We start from the raw sequence: 20,267 nt of genomic DNA on the forward strand, positions 1-20,267 counted from the left end.
CATTTGCAGTTGGAACGGATACATTTAATGAGAGTCCCATTTCACGGTGTTCAAATCTACTCCTTCTTGTACCATCTCCCAAAGTGGGCTCATTTCTCTCAGTCGGCCAACATTTTTAGCAACAAGATCTGCTGCATACAAAACTTCTTCTTTAGTTGTAAATCGGCCTAGGCCAAATCTAATTGATGAATGCTCAAGGTCATGGCCATTATTTAGCGACCGTACGACATAGGAAGGCTCAAGAGACGCAGACGTGCACGCAGAACCAGAACTTACTGCTAAATCCTTGATTGCCATGATGAGAGACTCACCCTCAACATAAGGAAAGCTCAAGTTTAGGTTGCCAGGAATTCTATTTTCATAATCACCATTTAAAACGATATCAGGAAACGCTTCTTTTATCTTGTTATACAAAATATCCCTTAATTCTTCCACTCTAGTTGTTTCTTTTTTCATTTCTTCTCTAGCAATACGTGCCGCTTCACCAAAACCAACTGCAAGAGGTGTTGGAACTGTTCCAGAACGCATGCCTCTTTCCTGTCCACCACCACTAATTAGTGGTATCAGCCTAACACGAGGATTCTTTCTACGTACATATAATGCGCCTATTCCCATAGGTCCATAAATTTTGTGGCTAGAGAGACTCATAAGATCAATGCACATCTCATTAACATCAATTGGAACTTTTCCAAAGCTTTGAGCTGCATCTGTGTGGAAAAATATATTATGCTTTCTACATATTACACCAATTTCTTTGACAGGCTGAATTACTCCGATTTCATTATTTACCATCATCACTGAAACCAGGATTGTTTGATCAGTAATTGCTTCCTCAAGCTTTGATAAATCTATAATTCCGTTTTGCTTAACAGGCAAATATGTAACTTTAAAGCCTTCATTTTCCAGATGCCGACAAGAATCCAGAACACACTTATGCTCCGTGCAGACAGTGATTATATGATTTCCTTTATTTTTATAAAAGTGAGCAACGCCCTTGATTGCTGTATTATTTGACTCAGTTGCACCTGAGGTAAAGATAATTTCTTTGCTATCTGCGTTCACCAGATCAGCGATGTGTTTCCTTGCTTTTTCCACTGCTTCTTCAGCAGTCCAACCAAATGAATGGCTGCGAGAGTGTGCATTGCTGAACTCACCAAAGTAAGGTATCATCACCTCTAAAACACGGGGATCTACTTTAGTAGTAGATTGATAATCAAGAAATATTGGTAATTTTATTTTAGCATCGTGTATTTTTTTACTTTCAACATTCATAAAGCTACCACGGAGACAAAATTTACAATTATTTTATAGCATTAAAACTTAATTTTTTCAAGATATAATCTTGCATCAAGTACAAAAGTGTCATCCAAGTAGCTGACACATAACTGTACGAACATTTATTTGCGAAAGCAGTGTGTTAAATGTTATAGCCAGTTTTGCCTCAAACACAAAGGCAGTGCCCAGACACTGGGATGACACCCTATTGGTGGCAATTGCTTCCAAATCATAATGTTTGTACAGCTGTGCGCCGTGCGCTGGAATCCGTTTTAGCCCTTATCTATATCTCAGTTCCACCAACAGTTATTGCGTCGACTTTGAGTGTCGGCTGACCAACTCCAACGGGCACATTTTGTCCATCTTTCGAGCATGTGCCAACACCAGGATCTAACTTTAAGTCATTACCAACCATAGATACTTTTTTCAACACTGTTGGACCGTCACCAATTAGTGTTGCTCCTTTTACTGGCTGTGTAATTTTGCCATTTTCTATTAGGTAAGCTTCCGAAGATGAAAAAACAAATTTTCCTGACGTTATATCAACCTGCCCACCACCGAAATTTACTGCATATAGACCTTTCTTTACGCTAGATATTATTTCCTTCGGTGTATACTTTCCGGGCAACATATAGGTGTTTGTCATGCGCGGCATAATAACTTCTTTATAACTTTCTCTTCTACCATTACCAGTTGGGCTTACACCCATGAGTTTAGCGTTCATATGATCCTGCATGTATCCTTTTAGGATCCCATCCTCTATCAATATATTATAACTGGGTGGAGTGCCTTCATCGTCTACGCTGATAGAGCCGCGCAAATTGGGCAGAGTTCCGTCATCAACTACTGTGATGTCACTAGCTGCTACTTGTTTACCCACAGAATTTGAAAATGCTGAGACTTTTTTGCGATTGAAGTCGCCCTCAAGTCCATGACCCACGGCTTCGTGTAACAATATTCCTGGCCAGCCTGGACCTAAAACGACTGTCATTTCTCCGGCTGGAGTTGGAATTGCTTCAAGATTTACCAGTGCTTGTTCTAACGCTTGGTTTGCAACTTCTTTCCACTTTTTCTCAGAAATAAACTTACTATAAGAGTCCCTTCCACCATGCCCTGCAGAACCTCTTTCGGTACGGCCATCTTTTTCTACAATGACTAGCACATTAAAACGTACCAGAGGCCTGATATCGCTTAATCTGTGATCACCCTTTATTATTTGTACAACTTGCCATTCTCCACTTAGAGTTATTTTTACTTGCTTCATGCAGTTATTTTTGGACCTTACATACTCATTAACCTCATTGAGTAGCTTAATCTTTGAATTCAGATCCATTTCATTTATAGGGTTAATCCTCGAATATAGGCTTTTTGTCTCTTCGTTTAAATTTATTGAATTTGTCTTGTTTAAAGACACTGAGCTTTTTACCATAGAAGCAGCATTACTAATTTCTTTTTCGCTGATCTCAGAAGAACAAACGAAAGATGTACTATCTTCACAAAAAGACCTTAAACCAAATCCCCTCCTAGTATTCAAGTCCATGTGTTTTAATATGTTATCCTCAAAAACCAGGGACTCCGACTGGCAAAATTCTAGAAACAGCTCACCACCATCGCTATTGCTCAAAGCGTTATTGACTATTTTATATACGTTATTAATGTTAACATTGTTTTGAGCAAAAAATATTTGATCTAGATTTGGCATTACCTTTGAACTAAAAATTGTTTAAGTATATTATTTAACTTTAACATAGTAAACTATAAAAAGCCCGGGTGGCGGAATTGGTAGACGCGCTAGCTTCAGGTGCTAGTAACTTTTTAAGTTGTGGAAGTTCAAGTCTTCTCTCGGGCACTCTTAGCTTCCATATTGCTTATTGAATTAATTAATGTTATAATATAACATATTAGGTAATATTTATGCTATGTATGGTGAAAAAGATAAGTTAGCCTACAGAAAGAAGGTACGAACTTACTCGAAACGCTTAGTTACTACACTATCTACTATCTCTTTCATTGGATACATAGCGGCATTGGTCTTGAATATTCCTGTCTTAAGTCTGTATTTTAGTATTGCCGGCACTATATTCAGTGCACTTTCGTTTGCTTTAAATATATGGTCACTAAATGATCATTCCCGACAACAGAATCTTAATAAGAAATCTGGCATAAAAAACACTCCAGGACAAAAAAAGTTAACAAAGATCTATCTTGATATAGCATCCAGTGCTTCATTTCTAATAGGAGGTATTGCATCTATGTCGCTTTTTGAGTCTTCTGTTATTTATTTTGTTTCTACGCCTTTTTTTATTCTAGGCTGTGTTATTATGGCAGCTAATATCGTTCAAACTATGATTAGTGAACCACAGACAAAAAACGTCCTTGAGAATCTCTCTTCAAATACTGCAAGAGTACAAGCTTAAGTATTAACTTATTTAACTTATACAGGAATATTAGCTATATAATTCCACTGAAGGAAGCCATTCAAAAGAGTTCGATGTAATTAGCGTCAAAAAAGTGTAAGCAGAAATTGTGGGCTTATTGGGGTAGGAGCGCTTAGTACTCCTACTTCCACATCAATTACTTGAATAATTGCTCAAGCTATCAAAATAAAAGTTTTTATTCAGTAATTTGTGTATAAAGGGTACTATTTTACTAGTAGTGAAATAAATCAGAATGAAGTCTATTTTATTAACGAGGCCTTTATTGGACTCGTTCAATACAAGAAATATATTGAGAAAGTATGGATACAAAGTTTTTATAGAACCAGTATTCACAATAAAGTACTTAAATCCTGATATATCTGCGTACGAATTTGACGTTGTGATATCTACAAGTAAAAACAGTGTAAAGGCTCTTAGTCAAATATGCAAAGAGGATGACTTTCCGATTATTACAGTTGGTAATTCAACCATGCAGGCTGCAAAAAATTTGGGATTTTCTGATATAATCTCAGCAGACAGCAACGTTGATGGTCTGATATCATTCATAAAAGCTCATTATTCAAACGCAATAAAGTTCTTGTATATAAGGGGACAAGAAGTATCATGTGACCTAAAAAAGAGATTATCTGAAGAAGATTTTAACGTAAGAGAAGTTGTACTCTATAAAACAATTATAAAAAGGAATCTAACTAATAGGTGTAAAAATTTACTATTGGATGGTAAAATTGATAGTGTTGCTTTTTTTTCCTCACAGACAGCAAGGATATTTTGTTCATTAGTTCTAAAAAGTGGGTTATCTCATGTGATGAATAATGCAGTTGCATATACCATGAGTAAAAACATTGCTGATAGTTTAAAGTTAATCAAATGGAAAAAAATTATAACATCGAGGTTGCCTACTGGGGAGAGTTTAATTGATATAATTAATAAGGATTGTTGATGCTAAAGATTGCAACTTGGAATGTAAACTCCATACGTAAAAGAGTTAACCAACTTTGTAGTTTTATAGTTGATAGTCAGATAGATATAATTTTGCTGCAAGAGATAAAATGTATGGAAGAGCAATTTCCTTATGCAGAGATAGAGAAGCTGGGATATGAATGTGCTGTCTATGGACAAGTTGCAAGAAATGGCGTTTGTGTTTTATCTAAATATCCGATACTGGAGAAGTTTAAGATTGATATCGTAGAAGGTTATCAAGAAGCGCGTTATATAGAGTGCATAATAAAGCACAATAATCAGAAGGTAAGGGTGGGAAGTGTATACGTTCCAAACGGTCAAAGCCCGGACTCTCAAGCATTTGAATATAAACTCAAGTTTTTTGATAATCTATATGAAAGGATGAGCACTTTGTTAAAGAATGAAGAGTTAACTATTATAGCTGGCGATTATAATGTTGCACCGGATGAAATTGATGTCTTTGATTCAAACTTATTGAATGGCCAAGTGTGCTTTCATATAAAAGAACGTGAGAAGTTAAGAGCGATCTTGAATCTTGGGTTTAAAGATGCGTTTAGAATATCTCACCCAAATTTGCAACAATTCACTTGGTGGCATTATCAAGGCAATTCACTCAGAAATAATCAAGGAATGCGAATAGATTATATGCTGTTATCACCACAAGCTGTAGATAAATTGGAAACATGCTACATAGATGATAGATTGCGTAAGCTAGAAAATCCGTCTGACCATACTCCTGTTGTATGTGCTATAGAATAATAGCAGATCTCTTACACAATTCACTTTTAGCAAACCTGAGTAGTCTTACCTTTGCTGCTCTGTGGTTTTTCCCTTCGTTTGTTTTCCTTTCCTGTCCAAGATTGATCGTGCTGCTCACTTTTTTCGTTTCCTACCTGGGAAATTTGCTCAGGAACAGGCTGTTGTTCACTCTTTTCTTTTCCTTGGGAAATTTGTTCAGAAACAGAGGTGCCTTTCTCAACTTCTGTAACTGGGGTTTTTAAAATATCATCAATGCCCTCGAGAATTTTTCCATTCAGTTTTGCTCTCTTTTCTGTATCATCTTTATCTTGTGAGCTAGGGTCATACAAAGTACCTTTTTTGTTATTTGAAAAAAGAACCTCCACTCCTCCTTTTATGGCAAATATTGTGCCGATAGCAGTAAGAACTACTCCGAGTGTAGTAGGACCAAAAATTAACATTGGAATAGTGGAAAGAAGGACAGGAAAAAAGATCTTGCTTAAGAACGTTGTTACCATCTCTTCATCACTAAGTGGTGGTTCATCTTCCTCTTTTTTGTCTTTACCTAAGAATGGTATTTTTTCTTTCACCCCATCCATAAAGGAGCCAGAAATATTTTTCGGGTCTATTTTGATCCCTCCAATTAGCAGCAGCGGCATTTCCAATACGAACTTTATGGATGAATCTTTAGCTTCTGTACCGCGTATATCAGCTACACAGTCATCTACTACTTCTTTTATTTTACCATTCTTGAGATTCTCCTCATTAGCTAATTTTTTCTCTCTAATTTTCTCAAATACGGAAAGTAAAAACTGAGAAAAATTCTCTTCACTGAGTGATTTTATATCTTCTGGATTGACATTGTTGAATATCTTTCCACTATTCTCAAATACAAAAGTAAAAATTTTCTTTTCATTTTCATCCTGTAATCGAGGTAACCGTTCCTTTAATGACTTCAGATCACTCTGTAATTTTTGTTTTTCTTTCAATTTCTGTTTCTTCTTTTCTATTTCCTGTTCCTTCTTTTCTATTTCCTGTTTCGTTTGCTCTTCTAGTTTTTCTGGATTTTTAAAAATATCTAGGAAAGTACGATAGATTAACTGATGTTTCTCTTTTTCAAATTTAAAAACTTTCTCATCTTTGTTAGTTACCTGAGTAGGTAACTTTGGAGGTTTTGAACTTTTTACTTGTGGGCCTATCATGGCTGACCTATTTGCATTTGCTATGTTCTATTCTAACATATTTTTCGTATTAGTTCAAATGATTTATACTCCTAGAATTCACGATGTTTAAGTCATAATTAAGGGAATTTAGACCCCAGTTGTCGCCAATTTTTATTTCTACTTCAAGTGGTATAGAAATTTCTATTGCATTTTCCATTATATCTTTTATAAGTTTTGCTGTTTCTTGCACCTTTTCGTCTTCTACTTCAACCAGTAGTTCATCGTGAACCTGGAGGATTATTTTACCTACTTTCAATTGGTCAAAAAGCTGAATTGTCGCACGTTTTATTATATCAGCAGCGGTTCCTTGCAGTGGTGCGTTTATTGCTGCCCTTTCTGCAAATTGTCTTATATAAGGAATTGTATTGTTTATGTCTCTTACAAAGCATCTCCTGCCAAACAAAGTTTCTACATAACAATGCAATCTTGCGATAGACACTGCTTTTTCCATATAGGCCTTTATTTCTGGGTAACAGGAAAAATAGTAATTAATGTATTCAGCAGCTTCCGCAATGGTAATTCCAAGCCGCTTTGCAAGACCAAATGGGCTAATGCCATATATAATTCCAAAATTGATGGATTTTGCTTTGCGTCTTAATTGCTCATCTATTTCTTGCACTCCAAAAACTTGCCTTGCGGTGATCTCATGAATATCTTGTCCGTTTGCAAAAGCTTCTTTAAATGCTGCAACGTTTGCAACGTGTGCCAGGAGTCTTAATTCTATTTGTGAATAGTCAGCAGAAATTATCTTATGCCCTTTTGGCGCAATAAATGCTTGTCTGATGAGATTTCCCTCTTCGCTTCTGATAGGAATATTCTGTAAATTAGGATTGCTGGAGCTCAGCCTTCCAGTTGCAGTTGCAGTCGTTGAAAAGCTTGTGTGTATTCTACCATCAAGTGGATCAACTTGCTTTATTAATGCATCAGTGTAGGTGCCTTTTAATTTACTTAAATGTCGCCAATTTAAGATTTTACTTGCGATTTCTACCCCTTCTTCTTCGAGTGCCTCTAGAACTTCATAATTGGTGCTATACGATCCAGATTTTTTTGACTTTTTCTTTTTATTAAGCCCCATTTTGTTGAATAAAACATCACTTAATTGTTTTGGCGAAGCAATATTAAATCTTTCTCCTGCCAAATTATATATCTCATCTTCAAGCACGGCAATTACCTGCTGAAATTTATCGGACAGCTCCTGTAATTTTTGTATGTTCAGTAATATCCCATTTTTCTCCATATCAAATATTACTTTCATAAGTGGCTTATCGAAGCGCTCGTAAATTGTGAGCAATTTTTCCTGAAATAACCTTTGCTTTAGCTTTTCATGAATTGCTATTAAAGTTTTTGCCGAGAAAATTTCTGCATTTTCACTCAAATTATGCGCAACTATGTTTGGAATACTGTGATCATGCTTTCCTGTATCCAAGCTATACGACATTATCATCAAATCATCAACTGAATCTAGCATCTTCTCTACTGTAGGGAAGATTTTCCTGATCTCTTTAATGTTATGTATTATTTTAAGCACTCCATTTGAGAGCAAAGTTAAGTTAATTATAATGAGTGCATCTTGTATGCTGTCTTGCTCTATATAAAAAATATTACTTTCGCTATAAGATAGACTTAATACATTGTTTTCAAGGTGGTAATGAATTGCAATTTTGCCTTCATATCTACAATGCTCCAAAAATTTCTCTAACTCTTCACTACTATATTCTATTTTCTCTTTTGTGCTAGACCCATTATAGGAAAAAAGCTTTTCCACTTTCCCTATTAAGGAATTGAATTCATACTTCTTTAAAAAGGATAATAGTTTTTCCATATTTGGAGAATGGACTTCATATTTTGCAATATCATGTTGAAGGTCTACTTTTTCGCATAGTGATAAAAGTTCTCTTGAAATTAGAGCTTTTTCCTTATGTTCGGTGAAAATATTACGAATCCTCGTTTGCTCGATATTATCAATGTTCTCTATAATATTATTCAATGAATCAAATTCATCCAGTAATTTAGCTGCAGTCTTCGGACCTATTCCCGGAACGCCTGGAATGTTGTCAGATGCATCACCAGTTAGAGAAAATAAATCAAGAAGCTTGTGTGAGTTTACGCCAAATTTTTCTATTACTTGTTTTTCATCTATATATATATTTTTAATGGGGTCGAATATTAAAATATTGTGGTTCAAGAGTTGAAATAAATCTTTATCTGATGAAACGACTACCACTTTAAAGTCTTGGTGGTTGGCGTATTTTGCAGCTAGTGTTGCAATTATATCATCTGCTTCATAACCTTCAATCTCTTCATAGCTGAGGTTAAAAGCTTCTACCGCTTCCCTCAGTATGGTGAACTGTGGAGTTAGATCCTCAGGAGGCGTTACTCTGTTCGCTTTGTACTCAGGATATAAATTGTGCCTAAAATTCTTTTTCCCTGCATCAAGTGCTATAGTTAAGTAGTCCGAATGGGCAATGTACTTAAGAACCATATTCAGAAAGCCATATACACCACCTATTGGCATTCCTGTTGTGGTAATTAAGTGAGGTAGTACATAGTAAGCTCTGAAAAGAAAACCATAGCCATCGATGATTGTGAAAGTTTTTTCTTTCATTGTAGATATTTATGCGTGCTTTTGATGGTCCACTATTTAGCTGAGAAAATCAAGTTTTTGTTTTTCTGCTTTTGAGCGTTGTAAGAGATTTTACCGAAAATAGCATTCATGATGGGGATGTACACATATGACCTTACCCAGAAAAAGTGGAGAGAAAGTGTGGAATGTTTTTTACAAAAAGAATGATGCATCAAATTGTTCTGGAATGCAATAGTTAATAGTGACGTTGTTTGTTATAAAAAATTTCTATGTATTCAAATATTGCAGTTCTAGTTTGTTGAGCAGAGTGTTGTGAAGTATCAATAAGTATTTCTCTTTTCAATGAGCTAAAGAAGCTTTCTGCAACAGAATTGTCGTAACAACAGCCTTTATTACTCATCTATATTCTTTACAGCGCCGAACGGATGAAGTCTGTTAAACCAGACAAAAAACTCCCTATCTAGATTTTCAGTAATAGTTAGGTATAATTTACAAGAAGCGCTCCTGCAGTTATAACCGAACTATGCAATGGTGCCTTAAGTGCCCGTTTTGCAGCGTGGTTTTGGAGGAAACGGTTAAACCATTGATGGAGTCCTTAGACTACCTCGGTTAGAAGAGTGTATTATTTAACCATTCCAAGCTGAAGCGCTTCACTATTGTAAATTATAAAGAGAAGGTTACCATGAAAAAAGCAAAAAGTAAATTAAAGATAGTCAATCCTGATACAGCGGGGATTGATATTGGTTCAGCTGTACATTACGCATGTGTACCAGAAGGAAGAGATGAACAACGTGTTCAAAAATTTGGCTGTTTTACTGAAGATCTTCATAATTTAGCACGGTGGTTAAAAAAGTGTAAAGTTACGACTGTAGCTATGGAATCTACTGGAGTATACTGGATCCCTTTGTTTCAAATACTTGAATCATCTGGGTTCGAAGTAAAATTGGTAAATGCAAAACATGTAAAGAACGTACCTGGAAGGAAGTCAGATGTTCAAGACTGTCAATGGCTTCAACAACTGCACAGTTACGGATTACTTCAGGGGTCATTTAGACCAGACAATCAAATATGTATACTGCGTAGTTATGTTAGGCAACGTAAGACTCTCACTGAAAGTGCATCTACGCATGTTCTACGTATGCAGAAGGCATTAATTCAAATGAATATTCAGTTACATAAAGTTATAAGTGATATTACTGGTGTTACTGGAATGCACATCATTAAAGCAATTGTAGAAGGTGAAAGGAACCCTGACAAACTGGCTGAGTTCAGGAGTCCAAATATTAAAAACAATAAATCCACTATTGCAAAAGCGTTATCTGGTGACTATAGGGAGGAGCACCTATTCACGCTAAGGCAAGAATTTGAACTATATAATATTTACCAAGAAAAAATAGCAGAGTGTGATAGAAATATTGAGGCCTATTATAAAACGTTTGAAACAAAGTCTTACGAAAGTAAACAGCTGAGTAAGGAAAAGAATAAGTATAGCAAAAGTAAGCCGGGTTTTGCTTTGCAGAACTGCACCGAGTAACTGGTATGGATTTTACTAAAGTTCCAGGACTTGATGTGCTAAGTATACAGACCATAATTTCAGAAACTGGTATAAACCATAATAAATGGTCAACAGAAAAGCACTTTTCATCGTGGTTAGGACTCAGCCCTGCCAATAAAATTACAGGAGAAAAAGTGTTTAGCACAAGAACGCGTAAAGTCATTAATCGTGCTGCGAATGCATTTCGAATGGCTGCTAATTCTGTAGGAAATAGTAAAAGTTCATTGGGTGCATACTACAGGAGATTAAAAAAACGATTAGGAGCGCCAAAAGCAATAACAGCTACTGCAAGAAAAATAGCATGCATATTTTATAGTATGCTCAAATACGGGCAGGAATATGTGGAAAAAGGAATGGAATACTATGAAACACGCTATAAAGATAGAACTGTGAAAAATTTGATCAAAAGAGCAAAGGAATTTGGCTATATCTTGGTAAAACAAGATAAACTAATAGAGGGAGTTTCTTAGAAGCTAAGAGATATTGATACCCTTGCGCAGTATATTGTGAACCTTGGTCACTGTGCAGCAGTAGATTTTTAACAGGTTTACGCCTATTAATGGCCATTAATAAAGAGTTCATAACCAATTGTTTATTTATTGCACTACTCATTAACTACCATACGTGAGAATTATTGCTGCCAAATATAGCCATCCCTCCTTGGTTTTGATGTAAGTAATCCCATACTTTATTTGGTTGATCAACAATAAAGTTTTGATCTAGTATATTGGGAGCTACAGCTCTATTATCTGTTTGTTGTTTTTTAATTTTAAACTTTCTTCTCAGTATAGCCCTGATGTCATTTTTCTGCATAATACTTTGCACCGTTTTCAAATTGCAACTTTTACCCAAAGCCTTCAATTCAGCATGAATTTTAGGAGCTCCATATCTAAATTTAGAAGCTTGATATATTTTTTGAATAGCTTCGAGTAGCTCTTTATTTGCTGATTCTCTACTGCTTATTTTTCTTGTGGTCCACTTATAGTAGCCACTAGCAGAAAACCCTACATAATTCCTGCACTTTATAGTGTTTACTATGCTCTTTTATGAAAAAATATTTTACTCTTTTTGACTGGCCAGGGCTTTTTTTTAAATGTCTCTTTCCCTTGTTACTCTTGCTTTGTAAATCAAACCTCTCTTTGTCGTAAGGAGCCATGTTACCTCTACCTGGAAATGCATTTGCCGCTGACTTTTTTTCGTTGTGTTTCTTTATCCATTTTCCTAATAAACCACCCTTTATTCCTAAATCCTTTGCTATTTTTGTAATTGTTTGACCTGCCTTTCTTTGTTCATTTGCCAGTTTAACAGCTTCCAATTTGAATTCTGCCGTATATTCTCTTACCATTTCTAATCCTCCAAAATTTTATTTTACCCAAAAAAACTCTTTTCTTTCTCTCCACTTTTTCTGGGTAAGGTCACTATTTCTTAAGTATAGCTCTTTCCACAGAAGTCCGGATATGATAAGATTAAGGATAGATGGCGATAAGGAGGTTGGATGCCGGCAGCATATAGTTATGATTTAAGAAAAAAAGCAATGGAAGCACTAGACGAAGGGGAAAGCAGAGAAGCAGTGGCAGCAAGATTTAAAATTGGACGAACTACTTTGTGGGAGTGGCAGCAAAGAAAAAAAGAAACAGGCGACTTTCAGTCAAAAAAACTCGGTAATGGAGGTTACAATCAGAAAATTATCGACTGGAATAAGTTTATCGAATTTGCTAAAAAACACGGTAGAAAAACTCTGTCGGAAATGGCTAAACTTTGGGGCAACGTTAGTATCCAAACGATCCACCGAGCTCTCAGAAAAATTGGATTTACGCGCAAAAAAAGACATATGGATACAAGGAAAGGAACGAAGAAAAACGTGCTGAATTCTTAAAAATTATAGCAACAAAAGAACCAGAAAACTTAGTGTATATAGATGAGTCTGGGATTGATAACACGGAGGACTATCCATATGGGTATTGCCAGAAAGGACAGCGATTTTATGCCCTAAAATCTGGAAAAAAAACTCAACGAATCAGCATGGTTGCAGCCTTAAGTAGAAGAAAGATAGTTGCTCCATTAACATTTGAAGGCCACTGTAATATGGATATTTTTAATGGATGGTTTGAGCAATTTTTGGCACCGATCTTAGAACCTGGACAAACTGTCATTCTTGATAATGCTACTTTTCATAAGTCTGATAAGCTTATCAAGCTCGCTAAAGGAGTCGGTGCAGAAATTTTGTATCTGCCGCCTTATTCTCCAGATTTTAACAAAATTGAGCATCATTGGTTTGCTATAAAAAACAGAGCCAGGAAAAACATTCCTCTATTCGAATCCTTTCGTCGTGCTGTTGATTCTGCCTTCCTATGACCTATTCGGACTATTATGAGAAATGCTATACTACCGTATAAGGTGCGATGCAACAAAGCCATTCCAGTGTCAGCTACTTGAATGACACCTCTTAGATGGGTCAGCTACTCAGATCTGCCATGAAAACTGCAACCCTAAATGTTGGAGCACTGTCGTACACTAAGCGCTGTAATGACAATTTTAGTCGCTTCATACACTTATCATGCTAGTCATAACAGAAATAATTTTTACCAAAGATATTTATGAAATAATTGACATAGTTTGGAAATATGTATATTATAGAACATTAATAGTTAGTTAATTTGTAGGTGTAATGTGGCTAGAAATGTTTTGAATGAAAATGAGTACCACGCTTTAAAGCAGTTGTTTTTAACATTTAATATTCAAAAGGAGGATGTGGTAAATTCTGACATTAAGAATATTAAGAAAAAGCTTAGTCAACAATACCGTAAATTATCGTTAAAATATCACTCAGATAAAAACCCAAACAATAAAGAAGCGGAGGAGAAATTTAAGGTTATTGCATTAAATAGGCCATTTTTTGAAGAATTTATAATAGAGCCATTGGAGAAAGGTCTCAATAAAAGAAATAATTTAATAAAAGAATTACGCGGTAAGTTGTGGAGTCGCAGTTATGAAGAATTGCAAAAATACTTAGATGATAAGTGCAGAAATAAACTCTATAATAAGCAGCAGTCAATTAACAATAATGTAACTGCTTATGTAAAATATTCTTCTTATTCAAATCTCTTAGGAGTTCTTTTAGTATCCTTCACATCAATTGCATTTTTAATAATTAATGGTATTTCTTCTAATGTACCAATAGCAGTAGGTTTTCTTGCTCCCTTGTTAGCAGGATCTATTTTAAATCTAGCTGTTAAGAGCATTTATACTAGAAATGTGAAAGAGTTTAATCATCAGACTAATATTTTATTATTGTTTAACTTTGACCAAGAATGCGAAAATTTTTCAAAGAGTGATAGGACTAAATTAAAGTGGCTAAAAAATTCAGTTATTTTGAGCAACACAATCTGTACATCTTTAATGTTTTTCGGTATGGGATTAGATTTAGTTGCCAACGGCTTTGGTATAACTAACTCTATGATGTTATCCGGCTTATTACTTTCATTACCATTCACGCTTTTAATTGTTACTTCACCTATTTTAAATGCTGCAAGTAATTATATTCTCAAAAAGACAGCTATAAATTCAATTGAGGAGCAATTTAAAGGTGATGATCAGTTTATAGAAGTCGATAACGAAAAGCCAAGCAGTACTATGAGCAATCAAAGTTATTTCCCCATCGGTCAGTTAATATCATCAAAGTTAGCTATTCTCCATAGCGAAGTCTCTAGCTAGGAACAATGAGCCACAGATTAGTATGGTTTTGACGTTTTGGGTAGAGGCTTTTAATATGTGATTTGATATTGCATCGCCAATTGATTCACATTCAACTGCTTTTATTCCTATGTTATTGGCTTTTTCCCTAATCAAATTTGTATTTGTTGCTTTAGGTTCAGACTTAACACAAACCGCACATAGTAGCTTGATATATGGCTTTAAGTGCTCTAAGAACTCTTCCACATTTCTGTTACTAGTAACACCAAAAACCATATAAATACCTTCAGCAAAATTATCTTTTACCCACTGAGATAGTACTCTAGCACCATCATTATTGTGTGCACCATCTAAAAATAATTGCCAATCTTTCGGTAGTAGGAAAATTAAATTACCTTCTTTTATAGACTCTAGCCGTGCAGGCCAATAAGTGCACTGTAAACCTGAAGTGATATCCTCTTCTCCAATATCAAATTCATACTTTCCACTTAAAATACTACATGCTGCAATAGCATTGCCTGCATTAATCACCTGATGATCACCCTTTAAAGATGGCAAAGGAAATTCTATTGATTGAATAGCTGATTGAAAAACCATTTTGTTGTTCTTTTTTTTGCAATTCCATTCAAGACCTCCTCTATACAAGGGAGATTTCTTATTTATTGCGTGGTGTTCTAGCGTGTTCACTATAGATTTTTCTTGCGGTGCTATTACGCAAGGAACATTAGGTTTCATTATTCCAGCCTTTTCACCTGCTATAATTTCTACAGTAGGGCCAAGATATTCCGTATGATCAAGTGCAATGGAAGTAATTATTGTTAAAATCGGATTATCTATAACATTTGTTGCATCAAGCCTTCCACCCATACCCACTTCAACTAAAGTTATATCGGCTTTATGACGAGAAAAAGCTAAAAAAGCTGCAATAGTTGCAGCTTCAAACAGAGTGATAGGTTGTTCTGCAATTACTGCACGACATTCTTCTAATAAGCTATATAATTCATTATCGTCGATATAGCTGCCGGCTATCACTATCCTCTCATTAAAACTCACTAAATGTGGAGAAGTGTATGCGTGTACCTTATACCCTGCTGCTTGCATTATATATCTTATAAATGCTAGTGTTGAGCCTTTCCCATTAGTTCCAGCTATATGAATTACGGGAGGCACTTTTTTCTCGGGGTTATCTAGTTTGCTAAGAAAGCCTTTTATGCGATCAAGAGAAAAATCATTCGGCCTGCTACCAAGTGGCTTAGGCCAATGAGGCATATATATCATGGATTGTTATTGCATTTTAATTCAGCTATAACGCTTGCTATGCCATGCGTGTCGATTTTTTCACTAAATTGATAACGTTGATTAATAGCAATACTTATTCCACTCATTACAACATCACTTATCAAGAAAGAACTGTTATTTTTAGTAACTTTAAAATCAATATTTGTAAATTCTTCATCACCGTAAGAAAATCTTGTACCAATTAAGCAAGTTTCATCGTCAACTGCTTTTGTACTCATTATGATCATTTCACTATCATGCATGTATTTATATAAAATTTTAACGCACAAACGCGTAAGATACACTTCATACTCTCTTAAAAAATCTTCTTTTTCTTTTTGTTTAACTAAAGCCCAATGTTTTCCTATGACGAATTGCGATATTCCTTTGAGGTTAACATTGTTTTGAATGACCTCCTGAAGCTTTTTTTGCACACATTCCCGGTTTTTTTTATTCTCCTTTGTAGATATACCATCCACTTGTTGCTTCATAGTATGCACAAAAATTTTGTGATCTGTACAATTAGTGTAAGCACTTGAAGAAATTACAATAAAAACAATGATAGTTAAAACTTTAGTAATGTTCATAAGATATATTTATTAGCTATGATACTTAGAATGCAAAGTTTAATAAAGATTAAATAATAATCGCTAGCTTTAATATATCTATAGACACACCTTGTATAAATCATCTACAATTAATTAAGGGTCTGTTCTATGCGTTATGAGTTAAGTTAAATTTCCCGAGCGATAATTTCTAGTCAAGGGAATTGCCTCTGTTAATTTCGTTGAAATTGATACGCGATGCCCACCTTAACTTTAGTCTCAGGAATCTACTAAGGCTGACGGTAGATACGGATCCTATTTTGATTGGTTTAACATTTATGCTTCATCAATACAAAGAACAGGGTGTTTTCCTATGTTTGCCTAATGAAGTATTCCAAATTGTAATTGATGTTGAAAGGTATCCTGATTTTGTTCCTTGGTGCAAAGCCGTTTATATAAAAGAAAAAATTAACAACCAAATGGTTGTGGATCTCCTCGCAGCTTTTCATGGAATTAAAGGTAGATATACATCAGAAGTTACTTCTCTTTCTCCAAGTGGAACAAATGAAGGTTGGATAAAAGCTGTATCATCAAATGGAATATTTAAACATCTATACAATGAATGGCAATTCATTCCCATAGATGAAAATAAAACTATGGTAAAGTTTTATATAGAGTTTAAGTTTAAGTCCAACTCATTTTCCACTTTATTAAACTCAGTATATAAGTATACACAAAGTAAAATAATTGCTGCATTTAAAGATAGGGCTGAAAGCCTTGCTAAACAAAAGTTATCTTGACATTATTAATATAAATGTATAATTTTTTTTAGTAAGTTAAGTGTTTATATTGTAATGATTTTTAGACTATTGTTTTTATTAATTTTCATAAGTGTTAATTCTTATGCAGTTGTTAAGCAAGATTTATCCGATAACCAATACATTCAAAAAAAACCCAATGAAATAACATCAAATGAGCTATTATCGCCATTACCTAATGATAAATTATTAGGAGATCCAAAAGCACCAATTCTAATGATAGAATATGCTTCATTAACTTGTTATCACTGCTCTCTTTTTCATAGGAATGTTTTTCCTAAAATTAAAGAGAAATATATAGACACAGGTAAGATGTTATATATATTTCGTCATTTTCCTTTGGATTACAGAGGGCTAAAGGCTGCAATGCTAAGTCATTGCTACGAAAAACAAGAAGACTACTTTAATTTTAACAAAGCTGTTTTTAACTCAATAGATTCGTGGAATTACTACAATTTAAGTGATTTGACTTTACTACAAAGAATTGCTGCACTAAGCAACTTAAAGCAAGATGCATTTAACCAATGCATTAATGATAAGAAAATAATGGATAAAATCGTAAATGATAAATCACTGGCAATTAATAAACTTGGTATCACAGCCACTCCAATATTTTTCATCAAGCTTAACGATGATAAATCATATATAGAGCATAATAAAGTTAAACATGGAGGGTATAAAGAGCTGAAATATTTCACTAATGTGATAGATAAATTATATGGAAAAGCTATAGTGAAGTAATACCACTGTAGCTTACCATATAAAAGACTCTATGCTGAGTCATTGTTTTTCACTACTGTTTGTTGTTTTTTACGCTCAAACTCTCTTTTTTTACTGTGCCAAGTGTAGTAATACATAGCGATTTTATTCTCTATTAATACTATTGTCCCATCATAAAACTGAACCATATCCATAACTCTTCTCTGAGCTTCATCAAAACGTTCTTTATACTTTTCACGATAAGCTGGATTATGTAGTAACATAACCCCTTCATTCTTGTTAGATTTTTTGTTTAACGTTTCAACTTCACCAGCAATAGTATAAGACATATAACCCCCTCTAATTGATTATAAAAATTATATTTTAAAAAGAGAAATGCGCATAAACAATCCCTTTAATTCTAGCATAATAATCGACTGTTTATTATACTAGTTAACTATAGTACGATATATAATAATTTTTGTCACTTAAAATTTTATAATATGAAATAATAACTTAAAATAAATGTTTTTATTATTTTAAACTATATTATTATATTTATAAATTGTGTATGAATTAAGTCTCCCTAATTTATAATATATGCGTAATAATTTTAGTATAAAATTGTCATACATAAGAAATCTATTTGCAAAAGAATATAAAAAAATAGAAGAATATTGTATTCTTGAAAAAAAGCAACATATTCAAATTGGCCCTGAAGAAGGAAAGCTATTAAGTTTATTTATAAAAATCCAAAAAATCAAAAGTATTGTTGAGATTGGCACGTTATACGGTTACTCGTCGATTTGCATGGCAAAAGCTCTACTAAAAGACGGTCATATATATACAATAGAAAATAATCCTCAACACTCAAGAATAGCAAAAAAAAATTTTAGTGCTTTTAATCTAAGTGATAAAATTACTCTAATAGAAGGCGATGCACTGGAAAAAATTAATGAATTATCAGCAAAAGCACCATTTGACATGATATTTATTGATGCTGACAAAAGTAGTTATCCTAAGTATTTAGATTGGGCAGAGTCATACATTAAACAAGATGGGCTAATCGTTGCAGATAACACTCTACTGTTTAACACAGTATTTTTAGAATCGCCTCCAAAAGAAGTATCAGAAAAATCATGGCATGCCATGAGGGAGTTTAATAATAGATTATCAGATGAAAAAAAATATTTCTCTATATTGATTCCAACTGATGAAGGAATGACTGTAGCTTTAAAGCTAACATAAGTTAAAAATCAAGGTCAGCATAATGTTTAGGAGGGATTAAACCAGAAATCCTCTCTAATAATATCTCACGAAAACAAGGCTTTGATTTAACAATGGAGTACCATTCTTTTAAAATTTTACTTTTTTCCCATGGAAAACTACTTACATAATCCATTACGGAAATATGCGATGCTAAAGTAATATCAGCTAAAGTGAACTTATCAGTTGCAAGCCAAACGTTCTTGTTAATTAAGTGTTCGGTGTATTCCATATGGCAAGGCAGGTTATGCTGAGCTGCATGAAGAAATCTAGAGTCAGGGCTGCGGTTAGTAATTACTTTTTCATTCATAATATACTTAGTAACTTCATTGTAAAATTTGTTATCGAACCAATTGATTAGAGCGCGTATTTTAGACTTAATAATAGTGGATGAACCAAGTAATTTGACGTCGCTATTGTAAGTCTCTTCTATATATTCACAAATGGCATTACTATCCGCTATTACAAAGTTATTATCTATTAACACTGGTACTTGCCCGGTTGGATTGATCTCCATAAATTCATTCCGCTTTTCCCACGGATTTTCATACACTAGATCACAGCCTAATTTTTTTTCTTTTAGAAAAGCTCTAACTTTTCGTGAAAATGGACAAAGAGGAAAATGATATAAAATCATAATGTTCCTCTTTTGTTATACCAATATCCTTTTTTTGTTACTCTATGGCTTGACCTACAACTGTACGAACTTTCTTTGTAGTCCACAGAAGTTTGCGTAGCAGGTAGTGTCATGCAAGTAGCTGACACTGGAATCCAGTTCTTGTTATACAATTGCCTAGTGCGCTCATTTACAGTTAAGTTTTCTGGATCCAAGTAGTCAAGCACTGGGATGACATCCTTTTCGGTAAAAATTGCTCTTATATCACAACATTCATACAGCTGTATGCCTAGGCACTGGGATGACATAAATAAGCGCTGAAATGACATAAATAAACATTGGAGTGACAATCTTGTAGTGACTTGCATGACAACTAACTTTTTGTTTACTTCAAAATAGCACTGTAAAAAATTTAACATATCAAATTATAGAGCTAATATAGGATATACCTTGCTAAATAAAAAAAAAAGTATAATATTTTATAAGGTATGCAGGCAAAAACTCTGTAATTTGGTCAGATCAGAAATGAAGCAGCCATATCAGAACCTTTTTGGGTTGCATACCTATTTCATTATTTGT

The 20,267-nt window shown here is 34.3% G+C and carries 20 protein-coding genes, 1 tRNA gene, 2 other RNA genes and 2 pseudogenes; 12 read left to right on the forward strand and 13 right to left on the reverse strand.

The window, feature by feature from the left end:
• Nucleotides 1-24 precede the first annotated feature (24 nt).
• Together AAGD90_RS00555 and tldD are read right to left on the reverse strand one after the other, a co-directional pair.
• A complete protein-coding gene (locus AAGD90_RS00555) occupies nucleotides 25-1,272 on the reverse strand; it encodes an IscS subfamily cysteine desulfurase (RefSeq protein ID WP_151807811.1) in 1,248 nt (415 codons plus the stop codon).
• A gap of 286 nt (nucleotides 1,273-1,558) precedes the next feature.
• Nucleotides 1,559-2,977: a metalloprotease TldD gene (gene tldD / locus AAGD90_RS00560; protein WP_341821962.1), complete on the reverse strand. Its 1,419-nt coding sequence runs from the start codon at nucleotides 2,975-2,977 to the stop codon at nucleotides 1,559-1,561.
• A 62-nt stretch (nucleotides 2,978-3,039) separates the two neighbouring features.
• Here tldD and AAGD90_RS00565 point away from each other — a divergent pair.
• The 4 genes from AAGD90_RS00565 (at nucleotide 3,040) to AAGD90_RS00580 (ending at nucleotide 5,432) form a co-directional block, all read left to right on the forward strand.
• A tRNA-Leu gene (locus AAGD90_RS00565) sits at nucleotides 3,040-3,124 on the forward strand.
• 70 nt (nucleotides 3,125-3,194) lie between these two features.
• Complete coding sequence (locus AAGD90_RS00570; RefSeq protein WP_010962975.1) at nucleotides 3,195-3,692, forward strand: hypothetical protein; 498 nt, start codon at nucleotides 3,195-3,197, stop codon at nucleotides 3,690-3,692.
• 253 nt (nucleotides 3,693-3,945) lie between these two features.
• Complete coding sequence (locus tag AAGD90_RS00575; RefSeq protein ID WP_182321018.1) at nucleotides 3,946-4,653, forward strand: uroporphyrinogen-III synthase; 708 nt, start codon at nucleotides 3,946-3,948, stop codon at nucleotides 4,651-4,653.
• The gene (locus AAGD90_RS00580) at nucleotides 4,653-5,432 is read left to right on the forward strand and encodes an exodeoxyribonuclease III (RefSeq protein ID WP_264329463.1); all 780 of its coding nucleotides are present in this window, start codon (nucleotides 4,653-4,655) and stop codon (nucleotides 5,430-5,432) included. Before AAGD90_RS00575 ends, AAGD90_RS00580 begins: the two co-directional genes overlap by 1 nt.
• Nucleotides 5,433-5,458: 26 nt before the next feature.
• On the opposite strand, the gene AAGD90_RS00585 is transcribed toward AAGD90_RS00580, so the two are convergent.
• From AAGD90_RS00585 to AAGD90_RS00595, 3 genes are all read right to left on the reverse strand, one after another.
• On the reverse strand, nucleotides 5,459-6,613 hold the full coding sequence (locus AAGD90_RS00585; protein ID WP_341821963.1) for a hypothetical protein: 1,155 nt from the start codon (nucleotides 6,611-6,613) through the stop codon (nucleotides 5,459-5,461).
• Nucleotides 6,614-6,662: 49 nt separating this feature from the next.
• Nucleotides 6,663-9,239 (reverse strand): DNA polymerase I, encoded by a 2,577-nt coding sequence (gene polA, locus AAGD90_RS00590; RefSeq protein WP_341821964.1) that lies wholly within the window; start codon nucleotides 9,237-9,239, stop codon nucleotides 6,663-6,665.
• 214 nt (nucleotides 9,240-9,453) lie between these two features.
• Nucleotides 9,454-9,618 (reverse strand): IS3 family transposase, encoded by a 165-nt coding sequence (locus AAGD90_RS00595; protein ID WP_010082072.1) that lies wholly within the window; start codon nucleotides 9,616-9,618, stop codon nucleotides 9,454-9,456.
• Between the two features lie 282 nt (nucleotides 9,619-9,900).
• On the opposite strand from AAGD90_RS00595, the pseudogene AAGD90_RS00600 reads away from it, so the two are divergent.
• Nucleotides 9,901-11,243: pseudogene (locus AAGD90_RS00600) on the forward strand (IS110 family transposase).
• Here the strand turns inward: AAGD90_RS00600 and AAGD90_RS07130 are convergent.
• From AAGD90_RS07130 to AAGD90_RS00610, 3 genes are read right to left on the reverse strand one after another with little or no spacing between them, the layout of a single operon-like run.
• Complete coding sequence (locus AAGD90_RS07130) at nucleotides 11,176-11,385, reverse strand: hypothetical protein (protein WP_405197159.1); 210 nt, start codon at nucleotides 11,383-11,385, stop codon at nucleotides 11,176-11,178. The pseudogene AAGD90_RS00600 and the gene AAGD90_RS07130 overlap by 68 nt on opposite strands.
• 3 nt (nucleotides 11,386-11,388) lie before the next feature.
• Complete coding sequence (locus tag AAGD90_RS07135) at nucleotides 11,389-11,811, reverse strand: IS3 family transposase (protein WP_410529995.1); 423 nt, start codon at nucleotides 11,809-11,811, stop codon at nucleotides 11,389-11,391.
• Complete coding sequence (locus tag AAGD90_RS00610) at nucleotides 11,765-12,118, reverse strand: transposase (protein WP_264329466.1); 354 nt, start codon at nucleotides 12,116-12,118, stop codon at nucleotides 11,765-11,767. Before AAGD90_RS00610 ends, AAGD90_RS07135 begins: the two co-directional genes overlap by 47 nt.
• A 150-nt stretch (nucleotides 12,119-12,268) precedes the next feature.
• Here AAGD90_RS00610 and AAGD90_RS00615 point away from each other — a divergent pair.
• Both AAGD90_RS00615 and AAGD90_RS00620 read left to right on the forward strand, forming a co-directional pair.
• Nucleotides 12,269-13,128 (forward strand): IS630 family transposase gene (locus tag AAGD90_RS00615; RefSeq protein WP_156518142.1). Its coding sequence is split into 2 segments (ribosomal slippage): nucleotides 12,269-12,593 and nucleotides 12,593-13,128, totalling 861 coding nucleotides; the frame shifts between segments, so codons are not numbered across the junction.
• A gap of 396 nt (nucleotides 13,129-13,524) precedes the next feature.
• Nucleotides 13,525-14,487 carry a J domain-containing protein gene (locus tag AAGD90_RS00620; protein WP_341822201.1) on the forward strand — a complete coding sequence of 321 codons (963 nt, stop codon included), beginning with the start codon at nucleotides 13,525-13,527 and terminating at the stop codon, nucleotides 14,485-14,487.
• Here AAGD90_RS00620 and AAGD90_RS00625 read toward each other — a convergent pair.
• Nucleotides 14,455-15,744 carry a bifunctional folylpolyglutamate synthase/dihydrofolate synthase gene (locus AAGD90_RS00625; RefSeq protein WP_022626401.1) on the reverse strand — a complete coding sequence of 430 codons (1,290 nt, stop codon included), beginning with the start codon at nucleotides 15,742-15,744 and terminating at the stop codon, nucleotides 14,455-14,457. The genes AAGD90_RS00620 and AAGD90_RS00625 overlap by 33 nt on opposite strands.
• The gene (locus tag AAGD90_RS00630; protein WP_010963011.1) at nucleotides 15,741-16,331 is read right to left on the reverse strand and encodes a phospholipid-binding protein MlaC; all 591 of its coding nucleotides are present in this window, start codon (nucleotides 16,329-16,331) and stop codon (nucleotides 15,741-15,743) included. Before AAGD90_RS00630 ends, AAGD90_RS00625 begins: the two co-directional genes overlap by 4 nt.
• Nucleotides 16,332-16,447: 116 nt before the next feature.
• Here AAGD90_RS00630 and ssrS point away from each other — a divergent pair.
• From ssrS to AAGD90_RS00645, 3 genes are all read left to right on the forward strand, one after another.
• A non-coding RNA gene (ssrS, locus tag AAGD90_RS00635) (6S RNA) lies at nucleotides 16,448-16,608 on the forward strand.
• 1 nt (nucleotide 16,609) lies between these two features.
• Nucleotides 16,610-17,089 carry a type II toxin-antitoxin system RatA family toxin gene (locus AAGD90_RS00640; RefSeq protein WP_244663039.1) on the forward strand — a complete coding sequence of 160 codons (480 nt, stop codon included), beginning with the start codon at nucleotides 16,610-16,612 and terminating at the stop codon, nucleotides 17,087-17,089.
• A gap of 54 nt (nucleotides 17,090-17,143) precedes the next feature.
• Entirely contained in the window at nucleotides 17,144-17,848 is a 705-nt protein-coding gene (locus AAGD90_RS00645; RefSeq protein WP_038199341.1) for a DsbA family protein, read from the forward strand.
• Between the two features lie 29 nt (nucleotides 17,849-17,877).
• On the opposite strand, the gene AAGD90_RS00650 is transcribed toward AAGD90_RS00645, so the two are convergent.
• Nucleotides 17,878-18,156 (reverse strand): DUF2671 domain-containing protein, encoded by a 279-nt coding sequence (locus AAGD90_RS00650; protein WP_341821965.1) that lies wholly within the window; start codon nucleotides 18,154-18,156, stop codon nucleotides 17,878-17,880.
• A gap of 250 nt (nucleotides 18,157-18,406) precedes the next feature.
• Between AAGD90_RS00650 and AAGD90_RS00655 the strand changes: the two genes are divergently transcribed.
• A complete protein-coding gene (locus AAGD90_RS00655) occupies nucleotides 18,407-19,054 on the forward strand; it encodes an O-methyltransferase (RefSeq protein WP_010081993.1) in 648 nt (215 codons plus the stop codon).
• 1 nt (nucleotide 19,055) lies between these two features.
• On the opposite strand, the gene AAGD90_RS00660 is transcribed toward AAGD90_RS00655, so the two are convergent.
• Both AAGD90_RS00660 and AAGD90_RS07140 read right to left on the reverse strand, forming a co-directional pair.
• Nucleotides 19,056-19,709, reverse strand: coding sequence for a glutathione S-transferase family protein (locus AAGD90_RS00660; RefSeq protein WP_010081992.1), 654 nt, complete (start codon nucleotides 19,707-19,709; stop codon nucleotides 19,056-19,058).
• A 107-nt stretch (nucleotides 19,710-19,816) separates the two neighbouring features.
• A pseudogene (locus AAGD90_RS07140) lies at nucleotides 19,817-19,933 on the reverse strand (WPE palindromic element domain-containing protein); the annotation flags it as partial.
• A gap of 236 nt (nucleotides 19,934-20,169) precedes the next feature.
• On the opposite strand from AAGD90_RS07140, the gene ffs reads away from it, so the two are divergent.
• Nucleotides 20,170-20,259, forward strand: an RNA gene (gene ffs / locus AAGD90_RS00670) — signal recognition particle sRNA small type.
• The last annotated feature ends 8 nt before the right edge of the window (nucleotides 20,260-20,267 follow it).

Origin of the sequence: Wolbachia endosymbiont (group A) of Ischnus inquisitorius (genome assembly GCF_964026985.1) — a bacterium.
Classification (GTDB): Bacteria; Pseudomonadota; Alphaproteobacteria; order Rickettsiales; family Anaplasmataceae; genus Wolbachia; species Wolbachia pipientis.

Coding starts and splice junctions, on each gene's coding strand:
- AAGD90_RS00555 (WP_151807811.1), bottom strand. CDS start 1,272: ATGAATGTTGAAAGTAAAAAAATACACGATGCTAAAATAAAATTACCA.
- tldD (WP_341821962.1), bottom strand. CDS start 2,977: ATGCCAAATCTAGATCAAATATTTTTTGCTCAAAACAATGTTAACATT.
- AAGD90_RS00570 (WP_010962975.1), top strand. CDS start 3,195: ATGTATGGTGAAAAAGATAAGTTAGCCTACAGAAAGAAGGTACGAACT.
- AAGD90_RS00575 (WP_182321018.1), top strand. CDS start 3,946: ATGAAGTCTATTTTATTAACGAGGCCTTTATTGGACTCGTTCAATACA.
- AAGD90_RS00580 (WP_264329463.1), top strand. CDS start 4,653: ATGCTAAAGATTGCAACTTGGAATGTAAACTCCATACGTAAAAGAGTT.
- AAGD90_RS00585 (WP_341821963.1), bottom strand. CDS start 6,613: ATGATAGGCCCACAAGTAAAAAGTTCAAAACCTCCAAAGTTACCTACT.
- polA (WP_341821964.1), bottom strand. CDS start 9,239: ATGAAAGAAAAAACTTTCACAATCATCGATGGCTATGGTTTTCTTTTC.
- AAGD90_RS00595 (WP_010082072.1), bottom strand. CDS start 9,618: ATGAGTAATAAAGGCTGTTGTTACGACAATTCTGTTGCAGAAAGCTTC.
- AAGD90_RS07130 (WP_405197159.1), bottom strand. CDS start 11,385: ATGAGTAGTGCAATAAATAAACAATTGGTTATGAACTCTTTATTAATG.
- AAGD90_RS00610 (WP_264329466.1), bottom strand. CDS start 12,118: ATGGTAAGAGAATATACGGCAGAATTCAAATTGGAAGCTGTTAAACTG.
- AAGD90_RS00625 (WP_022626401.1), bottom strand. CDS start 15,744: ATGATATATATGCCTCATTGGCCTAAGCCACTTGGTAGCAGGCCGAAT.
- AAGD90_RS00630 (WP_010963011.1), bottom strand. CDS start 16,331: ATGAACATTACTAAAGTTTTAACTATCATTGTTTTTATTGTAATTTCT.
- AAGD90_RS00645 (WP_038199341.1), top strand. CDS start 17,144: ATGATTTTTAGACTATTGTTTTTATTAATTTTCATAAGTGTTAATTCT.
- AAGD90_RS00650 (WP_341821965.1), bottom strand. CDS start 18,156: ATGTCTTATACTATTGCTGGTGAAGTTGAAACGTTAAACAAAAAATCT.
- AAGD90_RS00655 (WP_010081993.1), top strand. CDS start 18,407: ATGCGTAATAATTTTAGTATAAAATTGTCATACATAAGAAATCTATTT.
- AAGD90_RS00660 (WP_010081992.1), bottom strand. CDS start 19,709: ATGATTTTATATCATTTTCCTCTTTGTCCATTTTCACGAAAAGTTAGA.